Source organism: Niastella sp. OAS944, from assembly GCA_024809215.1.
Lineage (GTDB): Bacteria > Bacteroidota > Bacteroidia > Chitinophagales > Chitinophagaceae > Niastella.
The window spans coordinates 463,678-479,290 of record JANUBW010000004.1; the positions used below are offsets into that span (position 1 = coordinate 463,678).

General features: G+C 42.5%; 14 protein-coding genes. 1 reads left to right on the forward strand and 13 read right to left on the reverse strand.

Annotated elements, in window-relative coordinates; translation table 11 throughout:
• Positions 1-81 precede the first annotated feature (81 nt).
• From GGD38_RS20125 to GGD38_RS20165, 9 genes are all read right to left on the reverse strand, one after another.
• Complete coding sequence (locus GGD38_RS20125; protein WP_375302189.1) at positions 82-1,014, reverse strand: glycoside hydrolase family 43 protein; 933 nt, start codon at positions 1,012-1,014, stop codon at positions 82-84.
• A 115-nt stretch (positions 1,015-1,129) separates the two neighbouring features.
• Positions 1,130-1,432 carry a hypothetical protein gene (locus tag GGD38_RS20130; RefSeq protein WP_375302190.1) on the reverse strand — a complete coding sequence of 101 codons (303 nt, stop codon included), beginning with the start codon at positions 1,430-1,432 and terminating at the stop codon, positions 1,130-1,132.
• A 43-nt stretch (positions 1,433-1,475) separates the two neighbouring features.
• On the reverse strand, positions 1,476-1,922 hold the full coding sequence (locus tag GGD38_RS20135; RefSeq protein ID WP_375302191.1) for a hypothetical protein: 447 nt from the start codon (positions 1,920-1,922) through the stop codon (positions 1,476-1,478).
• A gap of 195 nt (positions 1,923-2,117) precedes the next feature.
• Positions 2,118-2,396 (reverse strand): hypothetical protein, encoded by a 279-nt coding sequence (locus GGD38_RS20140; RefSeq protein ID WP_375302192.1) that lies wholly within the window; start codon positions 2,394-2,396, stop codon positions 2,118-2,120.
• 907 nt (positions 2,397-3,303) lie between these two features.
• Positions 3,304-4,209, reverse strand: a complete 906-nt coding sequence (locus GGD38_RS20145; protein WP_375302193.1) for a hypothetical protein — start codon at positions 4,207-4,209, stop codon at positions 3,304-3,306.
• Positions 4,210-4,529: 320 nt separating this feature from the next.
• Complete coding sequence (locus GGD38_RS20150; RefSeq protein WP_375302194.1) at positions 4,530-5,087, reverse strand: hypothetical protein; 558 nt, start codon at positions 5,085-5,087, stop codon at positions 4,530-4,532.
• Positions 5,088-5,124: 37 nt separating this feature from the next.
• Positions 5,125-5,697: a hypothetical protein gene (locus GGD38_RS20155; RefSeq protein ID WP_375302195.1), complete on the reverse strand. Its 573-nt coding sequence runs from the start codon at positions 5,695-5,697 to the stop codon at positions 5,125-5,127.
• A 14-nt stretch (positions 5,698-5,711) separates the two neighbouring features.
• Entirely contained in the window at positions 5,712-6,728 is a 1,017-nt protein-coding gene (gene yiaK / locus GGD38_RS20160) for a 3-dehydro-L-gulonate 2-dehydrogenase (protein ID WP_375302196.1), read from the reverse strand.
• A gap of 5 nt (positions 6,729-6,733) precedes the next feature.
• Complete coding sequence (locus tag GGD38_RS20165; RefSeq protein ID WP_375302197.1) at positions 6,734-9,043, reverse strand: TonB-dependent receptor domain-containing protein; 2,310 nt, start codon at positions 9,041-9,043, stop codon at positions 6,734-6,736.
• Positions 9,044-9,171: 128 nt separating this feature from the next.
• Between GGD38_RS20165 and GGD38_RS20170 the strand changes: the two genes are divergently transcribed.
• Positions 9,172-9,837 carry a metal-dependent transcriptional regulator gene (locus GGD38_RS20170; protein ID WP_375302198.1) on the forward strand — a complete coding sequence of 222 codons (666 nt, stop codon included), beginning with the start codon at positions 9,172-9,174 and terminating at the stop codon, positions 9,835-9,837.
• Positions 9,838-10,198: 361 nt separating this feature from the next.
• On the opposite strand, the gene GGD38_RS20175 is transcribed toward GGD38_RS20170, so the two are convergent.
• From GGD38_RS20175 to GGD38_RS20190, 4 genes are all read right to left on the reverse strand, one after another.
• Complete coding sequence (locus tag GGD38_RS20175; protein WP_375302199.1) at positions 10,199-10,807, reverse strand: fibronectin type III domain-containing protein; 609 nt, start codon at positions 10,805-10,807, stop codon at positions 10,199-10,201.
• Between the two features lie 876 nt (positions 10,808-11,683).
• Complete coding sequence (locus tag GGD38_RS20180) at positions 11,684-11,938, reverse strand: hypothetical protein (RefSeq protein ID WP_375303870.1); 255 nt, start codon at positions 11,936-11,938, stop codon at positions 11,684-11,686.
• A gap of 34 nt (positions 11,939-11,972) precedes the next feature.
• Positions 11,973-12,389: a toxin-antitoxin system YwqK family antitoxin gene (locus GGD38_RS20185; RefSeq protein WP_375302201.1), complete on the reverse strand. Its 417-nt coding sequence runs from the start codon at positions 12,387-12,389 to the stop codon at positions 11,973-11,975.
• Between the two features lie 312 nt (positions 12,390-12,701).
• Complete coding sequence (locus tag GGD38_RS20190) at positions 12,702-15,500, reverse strand: family 78 glycoside hydrolase catalytic domain (protein ID WP_375302202.1); 2,799 nt, start codon at positions 15,498-15,500, stop codon at positions 12,702-12,704.
• Between the last annotated feature and the right edge of the window lie 113 nt (positions 15,501-15,613).

The following is a 15,613-nucleotide window of genomic DNA, read 5'->3' on the forward strand; positions in this document are numbered from 1 at the left end:
CCCCGGCAACTGGTACCCGGCAACCGGCACCTGTATTTGTATTCCCTGTAACCTGTATCCTGTAACCTGCAACTTCTTGTATTACTGCTTTAATAATTCCTGAAGCTCTTTATTCGTGATTGTAACAACCGTTCCATGCCTAATCCCCTTAGGCATTTCCAGCTTATCAGATACTTCTGTCCAGTTTACCAGGTCGGAAGAAGTTATGGCGCCATACTTATGTTCGGTGTATTTATCGAAATAAACGATCCACTGTTTGCCTTCTTTTAGTACAGTTGGCCCTTCTGCCCAATATTTACCAGTGATAGGCGCCGAGGGCGCGGTATAGCCGCCGGTAAGGCTATTGCTGGTTGAAATGCGTAAATTCTTTTGCGGTGGATAGCGGGTCTCATCTTTCAGGAACATCACATACTGCTTTCCATTTTTTTGTATGGTGGCGTCTATTACATTAAAGCCATGGTCGTATAAAATAGCGGCCTTACTGTATGTTTTGAAGTCTTTTGTTGTAACATAATACATCCGGTGGTTGTACTTTTCATCGCCGGCGGAGTCACCTTTGGGAAAGCGGCCGGGAATCGTGGTGGCCCAATAGATCATATACTGCTTTGTACCGGCATCGTAAAAGATCTCCGGCGCCCAGCAATTGAGCGTGGTGGGTTCATGCTCCATTACAGGTATAGCCTGTTGTTCGCTCCAGTGAATAAGGTCTTTGGAAGAAGCGTAGCCAATGGTACGTTCGTTCCAGCTAACCGTCCACACCATATGGAACAGGCCATCGGCGCCGCGAATAATGCATGGGTCGCGCATCAGCTTATCTTTACCAGCTGTAGGCGTTAAAAAGGAGCTGTCCTTTTTCAATGCCTGCCATTTAAAGCCATCGGTGCTGTAAGCCAGGTGCAGGCCATCTTCACCATTGCCTTTAAAATAAGAGAACAGGTAAACCGATTTGTTTTTTTGCGCGGTTGCAATTGTGATCTGGGTCAGGAGAAGGAGGAACCAAATTGCTACTTTCATTATGGGACATCGTTTAGCCGGCTAATATAAGACAAATGAACAATATCAAGTGTCAATTGAACGCTAAACCGATTTGTAAAGACAGTTTTTAGTTCCACAATGCGGGGCCAGGCTATTATTGCCTATTGTCCATTACCAATTGATTATTAGCCAGGCTTTCGTTAAACAGATGCAGCTTAGCAATAATACCGGTAACCAGGTTTTTAATTGTAACAATAACAACAATTAACAAAAAGCTCAATACAAACATGCCGCCGGCGAATTGAAAGGGATCTACATTATACCAGGCAGGTACTCCAGATGCAGTGGGCCAGTCGACCACGGCAAGACCGCGCAACTTAAATTCAATAAATGTGGCGGTAACAAGTAATGTGTTAAGAAAGGACGCTACGATGAAATAAGGCCAGTTTTTTTTCATTGGAAGGTGATGTGACAGGTTTATAAAAATGGTTAATTTAGGTCTACATGTTGATGTCGTCGTAATACACCAGGAACCACTTTCCATCTTTCAGCTTGAACCTGCGCTCTACTTTAAAACCGCTCTGATCGATCCAGAATTTTTCGGTGACGAGTGAATCGGTCATTGTAAGGCTGTGTTTACATTCTGAAGTATCGGGATCGAGCGCTACCGGAGTTTTAAGGAATTCCCAGTTCTTTTTTGACCAGTGGGCGTTTTCGAGGTCATTTACACATTGTCCATCAATTGGGAAGGGTATTCTTGAAAGCTGAAAAACGGAGTCGGAATGAAACTGGGTATTGAAACTATCGAATGATTCTGCACCGGGAATATTGTTAATGGTTGCGATGGTTGGTGGGGCCTGAATAGGTAACGGCGATTTTTTCTTATCGCTTCTGTTACAGGCAAACAAAACGCTTACAAACAACGGTAGAAACTGGTAAGGTTTCATAGCTAACAAATTAGGTTTTAGAATAATATCACACCTTCCTTCGTTTTAATCTAAAACCAAATATTGTTCCTGATCCCTGTAATGGGGAAAACTTATTTAAGGCCGACTAGTGGTTGACAGGTTGACAAGTTAACAAGTTGACAAGGTTCTCCCGTGCAACAGCCTGATTGAAAGCATAAAGACCGATAAGCGAAACTAACAACCACTCCATCTGCCCCCTGGTAAAAGCCAGAACACAAAAGCGATCAATAGGATCTCAATGATCCAAATTAAAAGCAGGTTATCTTCTATGAAATATTTAACCATCCAGTCTAACCCAATAAACATACATAATGCGAGTATCAGGAAGAACACCAGAATTATACTAAAACCGCCTGATTGGCTATTGTCTACAATGCCTAATATGGTGAAAAAAAGTGCAATCACCGCAGCTAAGATGCAGGGAGTAATATAATATAGCCAAGGTTTGTTCATACTAAAATGATAGGGAATAATTGTAAGGGATCCGTTTAATGCGAAATGTACATAAACATCCCGACCAATGCTACAAGCCCAATTAATTCAAGAATCCATAGATGGAGTACGTTGCCGTTTACTACACGTCTTACCAGGTAGTCAGCAATTAAAAGCATAACCAATACACAACCATAAACGATCATTGCAAAGCCACTCGACCTGTCCCCTTCCTGGTCTCCGCTATAGCCAGCGTAAACCCCAAATAAGCAAAATAACGAAGCCAATATAAAAGGGGTGATATAATATAGCCAACGTTTGATCATACTCATTTACAACATTCTATGCTTAAGCCAGAGGACCATTATTACGACAATAATTACTTCAATGATCCAGATATAAAGCAACCTTCCTTTTGTTAGCATTTTTACAAGGAAGTCGGCCACTAAAAGAATTGCCAGGGCCGGACCCAAAATGATCACATATATAAAACTCCATCCACCCGAACTTTGCATACCGGCAAGCCCCGTGACTATGCCGATTATACAAATCACTGAAGCCAGTATACAAGGAGAAATATAATATAGCCAGTGTTTATTCATACGATTTTACAATTTACCAGCCCATTAGCTTATTAACCAATACCTCAGGCCACGAAAGAAGTACAAGCCAATTGCTATCAATATGGCCTCGATGATCCAGATATAGATAATATTCCCCTTTGTATACTTTTTTACCGGCCAGTCTATTATTACCGGCATTAGTAAGGCGCCAAACATCTCAATCATTGGCGAATAAAATCTCCAGCTAATAAATGCAAATAAGGCCTGATAGCCGATAACAATTTTAACCAATACAACTATGGCCAACAAGATACAGGGCGAAAAATATAGAGCGGATGCTTTTTCATAAGGATTGTATTAGGGGGTTAACAACCTACACTAACATGCCAGCCCATCAGTTTCAGTACTTCGTTACTACCAGCCGGTTTTGATAAATACAAGGCAGGCGCTTCTACATTATAATGATGTGAAGTATTTATGATAAGATCAGGAATATTATCACCATCGATATCACCGGTAAATAAAACTTCGACCATTACATCATCAAAGCTGCGACATGACACCAGCAACTGGGTATGTTCGCTGCCATTTATAGTGGCCTTTATAAATAACCGGTAACTGGTTACAATGTAATACTCGTCGTTGGGCCTTTCTTTACGCTTATTACCTGTTGCATATAAAGTGTAGGTAATACCGTTGTTGGTATAAGTGACAGATTCACCGGGCCACACAATGTTCTTGCTAAGAGAAACCGGTTTTATCTGATGTTTCTTGATGCCGTTCACCCCGGCAAAAAGCAACAATGAAGTATCGGTATTGGTGGTCTTTACTTCCCAGCCGGTTGGTTTTCCCGCTTCATCTTCGGCAACGGGGTCCTCTACCCTTTTTGTAGTAATATGGGTAGTATCGATATAATAGCCATCCTTATTCTGAAATATACCGTACCAGTTACGGCCGGCATCTTCCCTGCTTACCTCATCTTCATGAAATTGTCCGGTAGTTAATATAGTGGCGGGATAATTTTTAAGCGTAGAATCATCACCAAAGCTTGCTAATGGATAATTGGGAAAGTTGGGATCTTCGTTGTTCCCATCAGCATTCGCATAATATTCGTCGGCCTTTACGCTCCCTGCAGGCATAGCACTGTCTGCAGCGTCCATAGAGTCGGCCATGGCAAAAATGTCTTTGCCTACGGGTTTTTGTTTTGCTTCGCCGGACTTACAAGAAATGAAAGATGCGAATAGGGATAAACGAATTATGTTTTTTAACATATAGGGGTGGTTCTAAGCGTAAATATAACTCACCGGGAAATAGGTAGCAAGAGGGAGGAAAAAAGTTAACAAGTTGACTGGTTGACGAGTTGACGAGGAGTTGAAAAGTTGATGGAGGTGATAGAGGTGATAGAGGGAATACAGTTTTCAGTTCATAGTTCTTAGTTCATTGGCGCTATTGCCGACTTGTTCGCCGAAGCTTTGGCGTAGGCGAATTGCCGAAAACAGCCGATTGCCGATTCACGATTGCCGAGTAGCGTTCCAAACGTACAAGGGAGTGACACAAGCGGCGGCGATAGTAGTACAAGAGCTGGTAAACATTATTCATAAATCCGGCCCATTTCAAGCAATTCTCCCAAAGTTTGCCAGCTTACGTTAAACTCTTTTTCATCATCCTCTTCATTATCTAAAATGCCTCTTGTACCACATTCTAAATTAGCCATTGGGTCAAAATTATACCACCGGTTGCCTGTTTCTGAATCAATGCCCAAAAACCTCATTTCATCTTCGAACTGATCACCGCGCATTTTGTGCAGCTCTGCAATTTGAAAATGTAATACAGCGATTGAATAATCGATCCCGGTTTTGTCTGAAACTACCGTTTTGTCAATACCTACATTAATTTCAGCGTTGTTAAATTTTTTACTCATTATATTTTCATCAGGAGCGGCCTCAATGCCTAGCCATTCCTCATTAAATTCTTTGGGTTCTGCTAAAAAAGCTTCCTGAATAAGTTTCAGAAGCAGATCAGCTGTGAGGTTTTGTGCTTTCTCTTCTTCAACCAACTTTAAAAGCGCCAGTAAGTAAGTTTCAAGATCCCTGTTTTGATAGTCGTTTTGAAGATTGCAAATATGTTCGTAAAATGTATTGTATGTCATTGGTCTGAAAGTTGAAAAGTTGATGAAGGTGATAAAGTTAAAGCTCCTCCGAAACAACATTAACAGTATCTCCACCTTCGCTTATCGCCCAAATTTGCAAGGTATCGTAACCGTTACATTTTACATTGTTAAATTCAACTTTGGTTCCATCAATGAGTTCTATTAATCCATTCTCGTCAACCTGGTCTGCCAGTTCATCTTCATAGTCGATGCCGTTATAAGTTGAAATCACAATTTCAAATATTTCGTTTCCTGCTTTATCATTGTAAAAATTTGTTGCCGGCCTGTTTTGAATTTGTTCGGCTGTAAACGTATCGCAAAACATGGCGTTGTAGCCGTGTTTACAGCCATCGAATAATAAAATTTCCTGTCCCGTTACGTTGTCAACTGCCAAAATTAATGAAGGTGCGAAGTCTGTTCCAACGATCAAATTATTATACTTTTCGTGTAGGCGCCCGTAAAACTTTATTCTAAATTTTGTTTGCCCGGAAGGTGTTTTTAGTTGTCTTCGCCATTCATGTAACCTTAGGTCTTTAGGATTGCTTATATGTTCAGTGAGGCCGTCAAGGTATGTAGGCCCTAAAACTCCGTTGTCTGTTGTTGGGTTCATTATTTATATTTTATTTAAGAACTCAAAACCAAAACCTGTTCCCACACCTCATTCAACACCGGAATGCCATTCACCAGATTCCGTTGCCTCGTTTGTAGCACCCTTTCACCGGGATAGCTGATACTTTTATTTCCGTCGGGTATTGACTGATGATAATCTTCAATAATGTTTTTCACCATCTGTGCAATGGCTGCATGATTGCCCAGCTTACTTATGTCTATAGCTATAAATACCTGCGACACGGCCGACTCTACCGGTTGTTTGGTAATTTCCTGTACCGATAAACCGCCCGATAATACAGCCGCCAAAATATCCAATAACAACGACAGCCCCGCTCCTTTCCAATACCCAATAGGTAATGGCCGGCGCGATTCGCGTATGGCGCCCGGGTCGGTGGTAAGGTTGCCATTGTTATCGAAACCGCCCTGCACCGGTAATTGTTCGTTCTTCATAGCCGCCAGTTCAAGCGCCCCAAACGAATATTGCGACATGGCCATATCCAAAACGATCGCTTCCTGTTGGTACGGTAATGCCATCACAAGCGGGTTATTTCCCAGCTTGCTATTTACCGCCCCCCAGGTTGGCATAAGCGCCGTGGTGTTCGTCCAGCCGATGAATACAAACCCTGCTTTTGCTGCCTGCCAGCCATAACTACCGCCGCGCATCCAATGGTTGGTATTGGCCAGCGAAACACAGCCGATGCCATGCTGTTGCGCCAGTTGCATAGCATTGTTGGTAGCATGGATGGCATTGAGCGGGCCCGGACCTAAATTTCCATCCCATTGCTGCACACCACCCCATTGGTGTTTTAAAGTGGGTTCTGCATGTATATTGATGATCCCTTTTTGAATATATTCAACAAAGCGCGGAAAACGGTTCACCCCATGCGTATATACGCCGTCGATACTGTTATTGGTGAATACTTCGGCACATTGCATTGCCTTTTCGGGCGTAAAGCCCTGCTTCAATAAAATGGTATTGAACAATTGCAACATGGTGGCTGCAGGCACAGTAATAGTTGGGCTGCTCATGAATGTTATTTATACAAATTAAACCGCGCACCCACAAAACCCCTGATCCCCTGGTTGGGACCATACACATACGAAGGATCAAAGGTAAGGCCAAATGGGTTAGGTCCCATTGGGTCTGTTGCAATGGCCCGTCCATTGGCATCCCAATCAACATTTTTATCAAACGGGTCATTGGCCCTGGCTATAATGAAGGGGTTTCCTTTGTTGGGCGTCCAGTTAAGAAGGTTCTTTACACCGCCATAGATCTCAAACCCATGGCCCAGCTTTTTAGTGAGCTGAATATTCTGTATACTCCACCATGGCGACCATTCCCTGCGGGGATCAGTTTCACTTAACAAAGGCAGGCGCATGGGACCATACACATTACCGGTATAATCTATCGTAAGGCCCATACGCTTGAACGTATAGCCGATATTCCATACGCCACTGAATTTCTCTGTAAACAACTGATCAATTCTTTTACCCTCTTCTTTGCGGTACACATCCATGGCAGTAGCGCCGGCCAGGATCTTTAACCCACATGGGAATAGTATATCTGCGTTTAAAGAAACGCCCTGCGATATTGCATATCCCTTCAGGTTGTCGTAAAATATTTTATTGGGATCGGTATCATAATCGGCAATGATCTTATTGGTGAAATACGTATAAAAAGCGCTGGCATCGAGCCCTACAAATGCATTGCCAATGTAGAATTTCTTTACAAAGTTTATGTTGCCGTTCCAGGAGGTTTCAGGTTTCAGATCATCCTTAAATATTACATCCCTTGCTCCCGTTAATGCCGCATGGTCTTCGGTAAATACATTGGCCACGCGGTAACCATTACCTGCACTCAACCGCAACACATTTTTCTTGTTTACTGAGTTCCATTTATAATTGATGCGCGGGGTAAGTATACTGCCGTGTACAGAGCTATGATCGTACCTTATACCCAGCAACAATTTGTTTTGTGAATTCAGTGTTATTTCATCCTGTACAAACAAGCCGGGCAGCCTGGTATGGCTGGGTTTATTTAAATTGACATCATTTTTATCGGCAGTGGCCGAAGTATTATCATCATAAAACGTATAACGATAAGTGATACCCGTTAACAGGTCGTTATGGCCGGTAGTTTTAAACCAGGTAAGCTGGCCAAAACCAATATACTGGTCTGCCATGAACGGAATGGCGCCATATACACTGTTTTGGTTATGACCATTTGTACTGAACTGGAACAGCACCTTTTCTTTCATGGGCAACTGGTAGGTACCAAACAATTCCCACCTGTTTGTATAAATACTTTCACCATACACTTCATCGCCCCCCCTGTATTTTCTGGCCCAATTCATTTCGCCGCCCCAGCGGTCTTCATAAATATACCGGCCTGCTAGGGAGAACTCACGATTTTCAGCGCGTTGAAACGTCCATTTATTAAAAACAGAGATGCGGTTCTGTAAGGTTACATCGGTGAAATTATCGTGGTTGTTATCAATCTTATTTCGGTAATTGAAGTAATTCACACCCAATAACGACAATGCCTTTTTACCTGCATTGAATTTTACAGCCAGGTCGGTATTTACTTCGCCCCAGCTTGTTCCAAACACATCAGCGGAAACCAGCGGCGCATTGCCCGGCTTTTTAGTTATAATATTTATTAAACCGCCTACCGCTTCGCTGCCATATAATGTAGATGCCGGTCCTTTTACCACTTCTATCCTTTCTACCAGCGACTGCGGAATACCGCTTAAACCATACACGGTCGATAATCCACTTACAATAGGCATTCCATCTATCAACACCATGGTATATGGGCCTTCGAGCCCGTTTATATGAATATCGCCGGTATTACAAACATTACAATTCAATTGCGGCCGTACCCCGTTCACATTTTGCAATGCATCGAAAAAAGAAGGTACCGGGTTGCTTTTAAAAAAACGGGACGTATATACTTCAACCGGCACCGGACTTTCGAGCTTCGACATTTCTTTCATTGTTCCCGATATAACTACCTCATTTAAAGAATTGTCTGTCGCCTGCATCAAAGCCACATCCTGTATAATTTCATTGTGGTCAACTGTAATATTTGTTCTGTATGTTTTATACCCCAGGTGGCTCACCTCAATTTGCCAGGCGCCAAATGGCACCTGTTCTAATTTAAAAATACCGGTACTGTCTGATGCCGCTCCTTTTTTCAGCTTTAAAATAGTAATTGTTGCGGCTCCCAGTTGCCCGCCATCAGAACCGGTGATCTTTCCGGTTATTGTAGCTGTTTGTGAAATAACCAATAAACCTTTCAGTGTGCAACATACCAACAATACAACGATCTTAAGTTTACTCATTAATTACCATTTTACAAGGCTAAATTGATTATTTAACCTTACAAAAGTAATATGTTAGAGTCATCTAACAAAATTATTTCGCAAATACGACAGCTTCAGTTCAGTAATAAATTCGTTTAATTTGCCACATGATTTCACAGACTGAAGAAAATTACCTGAAAGCGCTTTGGAATATAACCAGCAATAAGGGCGAAGCGAGTGTGAACGAGTTGAGCAAACAGCTGGATATCAAAATGCCTACTGTAAACAGTATGATGAAACGCCTTGCCGAAAAAGGGCTGGTGATATACGAAAGTTATAAACCCCTAAAACTTACAGACAAGGGTAAAAAACAGGCCGCCCTCATTATAAGGAAGCACAGGCTCACCGAAATGTACCTGGTGGAGAAAATGGGTTTTGGCTGGGAACAGGTGCACGACATTGCCGAACAAATAGAACATATACAATCACCCGCTTTTTTTGAGAAAATGGATGAATTGCTGGGTTTTCCCAAAATCGACCCGCATGGTTCGCCTATACCCGATAAAAACGGGAAAATAGAGGTGGAACAATATATCAGGTATATAAAATTAAGCGATTGTAAAGAAGGTGATACCGTAACATTTATGGCTGTTAGCCATTCTTCCGATGACCTGTTGAAGTACCTTAACAGCCGCGATCTTGCACTGGGGTCTAAAATAAAGATAAAAAGCATTGAACCTTTTGACGACAGCATGACCGTTAGTTATGGCAGTAAAAAGGCGGAGATGCTCAGTAATAAGGTTTGTGAGAAGTTGTTGGTTAAGGAGGCGTAATACAGCTGCAAGCTTCAAGCTATAAGCTGCTAGCAAATACAGAATACAGCTTAAGGCCTAAAGGCTAAAGCCTAAAGCAAATACAAAAGCAGCTGTAAGCTTTAAGCCATAAGCTGTAGGCGAATACAGAATACAGCGGAGGTCAGAAGTAACACGCTCTATTCCGCATTCCCCTTTGTTTGCATTTTCCTACTCGCCATTTACCACTTTCCACTTGCCATTCCTCTATCAACTTTCCAACTTTTGATTCCTGCTTCCTTCAAATAAAAAAGGGAAGCTCCCCTTTAACGGGAACCTCCCTTCGTACTTTCTGTAATGGTCATGTTGGGTAAACTTCTTTCTTACCCTACGACGCATGTAGTTACAGGATCACTCTGCTTATTGCATCAGAGATCGTTTTCTGGCCATTGAGCCCAATGGCAATTACCCTGAACCAGTGAGCTGCCAAAGGTTTCAACCCGGTAAAGGTATGTTTGCGGTGAGCGGTTGTTTCGCTCACCCATACCGTGGCATCCGATGGCGGTTCAGTGGTGTATTGGTGAATAAAGGCGCGCGCCCCCTTCACCCTTTTTACCACTACATTGGCTTCGCCAGAATTCACGTTAGTTACCTCCAGGCTTTCGATACCAGCCATCAGTTTAGACTCGCTGCTTTCTTTAGCCAGGTCGAAGCCGCTGCTTAACAGCATCGCCCGGTCGCCTTTACATATTTGCGATACATAAAAGGCAAACTGCACCATGATCTCGATCAAAGATCTGCGACAATCTTTTCTTATCGCTATCAGGGTTTTACCGCCGTCTGCAGCATTATTCATAGCAACCTGAAATGCGATGGTGCGCTTTTCAAGCTCCTGTATCAATGTGGTATCGGGAAAAAAGGAATTACCCTTTGTACTTCCCAATATCCGGTTTGCGGTTTTAGCCAGTTCGCTATCGCGACTTTGCTTAAATGGATAAATTATCTTACTCATAAAAAATGAATTTAAACTGTGAAAAAAATTGTTTTCGAACACACGCTACTTATACAGGACCATAACCAGTAAATTGGCCAATAAAGTATAGGTAAGGCACACGAATGGCTGCGATGCCTGCCCCACTGCAGGATCCTTTATACTACTACCATAAGATCATAGTAAACAGAAAGACCGGAACGCAAACATTCTATTTTCACGGAACGGAGGAGCTAATTAGCAGACATGTCTTGTGATCGGTTGTGCGTTTTCGATACCGGTTATCGATTGCACTTCGAAGATACAGTGGCCGGCAGGCGATTTCCAAATTTTGACAACACTTGACAACATTTGACAACAATTTTAGATAGAAACCCTTATTGAGCATGACGGCCGTCAGAGTTTTATAACGTTATTTACTACCCTAAATTGATTTTAAAACCGCTTATGCTGTATCGTTCGCATTGACAAATCAAAGATATGGGGAGAAGATGCAGTTTCGATCAGGCACCCCAAAAAGTGTCGTCTTTTGTCGTATAATGTCGTCTTTTGTCGCGAAAAAAATGACCGCCGTCAGCGAATTTACAAGCATTTAAACCCCTAAAACCTATGTATACGACTATCCGCTTTGCTATATTTTAACGAGTTAATGCAGTTACACTATGTAACAAATACACCTCTTTTTGAATTCATTACGGCCATCATGAATTCAAAATTTGAAATAATGAAATCATTATAGCTATAATTGTTTTCATGATAGCCATCTTTGTTTTCATGATAGTCATTTTTGTTTCAATTGCCACCATAATGAATTCATAATTTGAAATAATGAAATCATTACGCCTATAATTGTTTTAATGATAGCCATAATGATTTCAATTATCGCCATCTTTGAATTCATGATGGCCATCTTTGTTTCAATTGCCGCCATAATGAATTCAAAATTTGAAATAATGAAATCATTATAGCTATAATTGTTTTCATTATAGCTATAATGGTTTTCATGATGGCTATCTTTGTTTTCATTAAGGGCATTTTTGTTTCAATTACAGCTCTCATGAATTCATTATTTAAGCTCAAAAGCTCTTCTGCAGCCTTCACGGCGCTCATTGCCCCTACCCCCAAAACAAAAATGGGCATCATGCTTTGCATGACGCCCATAATATTTTTACACGAGCTTCTATCGCTAATTACTCAACCTAACACTCCTTATCTTCTTACCATCTTTGCTATACTGTTCCACATTTACCACTTTACCGGTGCTATCATAAAACCTTACATAGCTTACCGGTTTGCCTTTTTTAAACTTACCCTCTACCCGCTTTTGTCCATTTTTGTAATAATCTATTTTAACCCCATCGCAGCGGTTATCGCAATACAACCAGTCGCCCGGTTCCAGATCATCGGCATACGATTGTATTAAAATTGGGTACATAGCCCATGTTTGTACCGTATCCTGTATATTTTCAAAAGTAGTGATCTCAACCTTAGGCGGTTCTACACCCGTATCTATTTCTGAGGAAAGTAAAAAGTAGGACCCTAATTTATTAACGTAACATACGCCGCTTTCGTCACTCCTGAAAGTGGTATCGGAATTTGACAATGAAAACCTTTTTACCTGCGAAGGGTGGTTTGTACATACGGACTTCTTATAACAGGTATAACGCAGGCTTTGAGCTTTCACGTGGCCCTGTATCAGTAAAAACAGTAAAAGCAATCTAACTGACCTGGCTCGCAATTTATCTGATCGCATCGGCTATTGAATTAATTTTTCTTCAATCGTTGCTGTATAAAAAAAGGCTGCCCTATGAAAAAGGCAGCCTCGTAATATAGTTAGCTTTTTTGTAATCGTTTAGTATTAAACGTTTCGCTTTAAAAATTTATTATAATTCTTCCCCCTAAATAAGGGTTTTCCTTATTTAATAATAAACTTATACTTTCCTGAGCCCAGTTTAAATACCTGGCGGCCATTTATATACCCCAACTGTTTAATTTCCTTACGCATACTCAACAATTGATTACTTTCCATAATGTTTTTGTTAGGTGGCGTAGGCAGGTAAACAGTTGCCGTTGTATTTGCCGGGATCTGGAAGGTAAACACGCGGTACGAATACTGGTGGTCCCACTCACTATACACTCTTCCGTATGGCGAATTAAAGCTTACACTTCCTTTATCGAGCCCCAATATGGGTTCGGGTGCAATGATAAGGTTTTTGTAGGCAACAGAGGTATCTTCCTGTTTAATACCGCCCACCCCATCATAAAACCATTGCATCAGGTGACCCAGCATCAGGTGGTTGTTCGATTTTGTATCCAGCGCCTGCCATGATTCAGTTAAAGCCGTTGCGCCTTTTTTCAACTGGAAACCATAACCCGGCACTTTTTCATCGCTGTTCATATCATATACAGTTTGGGCCGAACCGTTCTTCGTCAACGCATCAACCAAAAAGTGGAAACCGATGTCACCGGCGGTGAGTGCGCTTTCGTTGGTAATGATATCGGTTTTCAACTGGTCGAGCACACCTGCTTTGTTGGCATCTTCAACCAGGCCAACTGCCAGCGGCATAGCCATAGCGGTTTGGCTGCCGGTTGCATATTTTTTGGTTGCAGCATCGTAGAATTTAGCGTTAAAGGCTTTTTTTACATCAGCCGCCCATGTAGCGTACTGGCTTACTTCGGCCGTTTTGCCCATCAGCTTCGCCATTTTCGATAACAGATCGAGATCGTAATAGTAAATAGCTGTTGCGGTAAGTTCTTTGGGTGTTAGCTGGGCCACGCCGGGTGGGTTGGGACCCAGATCGTACCAGTCGCCCAAACCGTGCGACAGAATATGACCATTTGCTTTTGATTTCAGATAGGTAACATATTTTGTCATCATTGGCCATGCTTCCTGCATAACGGTTTTGTCGCCATACCATTGGTAAATAAGGTAAGGTAAAATAACCGAAGCGCTGCCCCATTCGGGTGAGTCGCGGAACAATTCATCGAATAGAACATATTCGGGAGTGATATTAGGCACCAACCCGTTAGCCGTTTGATCGGCCATCATATCGGCCACTATCTTTTTGTACAGGCTGTAAATATCATAGTTGAAATGGATGCTTTCGCCCATGAGGTAGGTTTGCTCTAACCAACCCAGTTTTTCGCGGTGCGGACAATCGGTCAACACGCTTTGCATATTGCTGCGAATAGCCCAGTCAATCAGCGAATAGGTTTCGTTCATGAGGTCTTCCCTGCTTTCAAACTTACCTACCTGCTGTGCCGAGTTACGGGTATGCAGCATTTTGATTTCGGTAATAACTGCTTTCAGCTTTTTGCCCTTAATAGTATCGGGTGCTGCGTTTGAAACCTCAGCATAACGAAAACCATAATAAGAGAAGCGTGGTTCCCACACTTCATCACCGGTACCTTTCAGGGTATAAGAATAGAAGTAAGGTTTACCGCTGTTCTTTTGGTTAACGCGTTTTTCTTCATTCACCAGTTCGGCTGGGTAAATTCTTACCACCTGCCCTTTTTCGCCGCGTAATTTTATTCTAATGATACCGCTGGCGTTCTGGCCAAAATCAACCAGTACGGTGGTATCGCTGTTCTTTTCTGTTTTTTGCGCATCGATGACAGCCATAACTTTCACCGGTGTTTCTGTTTCGGCAACCAGTTTCCCAGCGGGCGCTTTTACAACAACAGCGGCCTTCCAGGCGCCATCGTTAAAGGCGGCTTTATCCCAGCCATCCTGTTCAAGCGTAGCGTTGTATTCTTCACCGGCATAAATACTGCTGAAGGTAATGGGGCTGGGCGCTGTTTTCCAGCTGTTATCAGAAATGATCTGGTCCCTGGTACCATCGGTATATTCAACCAACAGTTTCATTATCATTTTTGGGTTGCCGTATGCCAGCAGGGTTTTGCGGTAACGCTCGTTGGGAACGTTAAAGAAACCATTACCCAGCATTACGCCAATGGCGTTATTGCCGTTTGTAAGCTCTTTGGTAACATCGAGCACATTATACAATACACGTTTATCGTAGTTGGTCCAGCCGGGCGCCATAAACTGATCGCCTACTTTGTTACCATTTATGTGCAGTTCGTATTGACCTAAACCGGTAATAAAGGCAGTAGCTCTTTTTACCGGTTTGCTAACAGCGAAGTTTTTACGTAACAAAGGCAGTACGTGGTTTCCGCTAACAACGTTTTTATAATCTTTACTGTTGCCGGGGGCATGTATACCGGGTACATAGCGTTTGGCTGCATCCAGCTCATCATAACCTATCCATTGCGCATTGCTCCAGTCGGCCGGTTGCATTAAACCTACTGTGAATTTGGCAGTGTCGCTGCTCCAATCACTCATTTGGCCCTGGTTGTCCCATACCTGCACTTTCCAGAAGTAAGTTTTTCCTGCCTCCAGCGGTTTACCACCATAGGGAATCCAAAGCGATTGTTCGCTGGGCACTATCTGTGTATCCCACATGTTACCGGTTGCCAGGTTTAGTTTACTTTGATCGTCGGCTACCAGAATGCGGTACTTTGCCTGCATAATAGCGCGTCCGGTGCTTGTTATTTGCCAGCTTAAGCGCGGCTGCAGGGTTTCAATACCAGCAGGGTTGGTAAGGTTTTCAACACGTGGGCTTACTACTACGGGCCTTGCCGGTGGCGTTTGTGCAGCAACCGGTACAATACCAGCCAGTAGCAGAAAGGAGGTTACGAGTGTACTTTTTTTCATAATGCCGTATAAGATATTGAATGGGTTTTTCCTTTTGAAAAACGTTAATAGTTACTCATTATTATATTATAGCAAAACTCGTAAACGTAAATTTACGAACACCGCCATAGTAA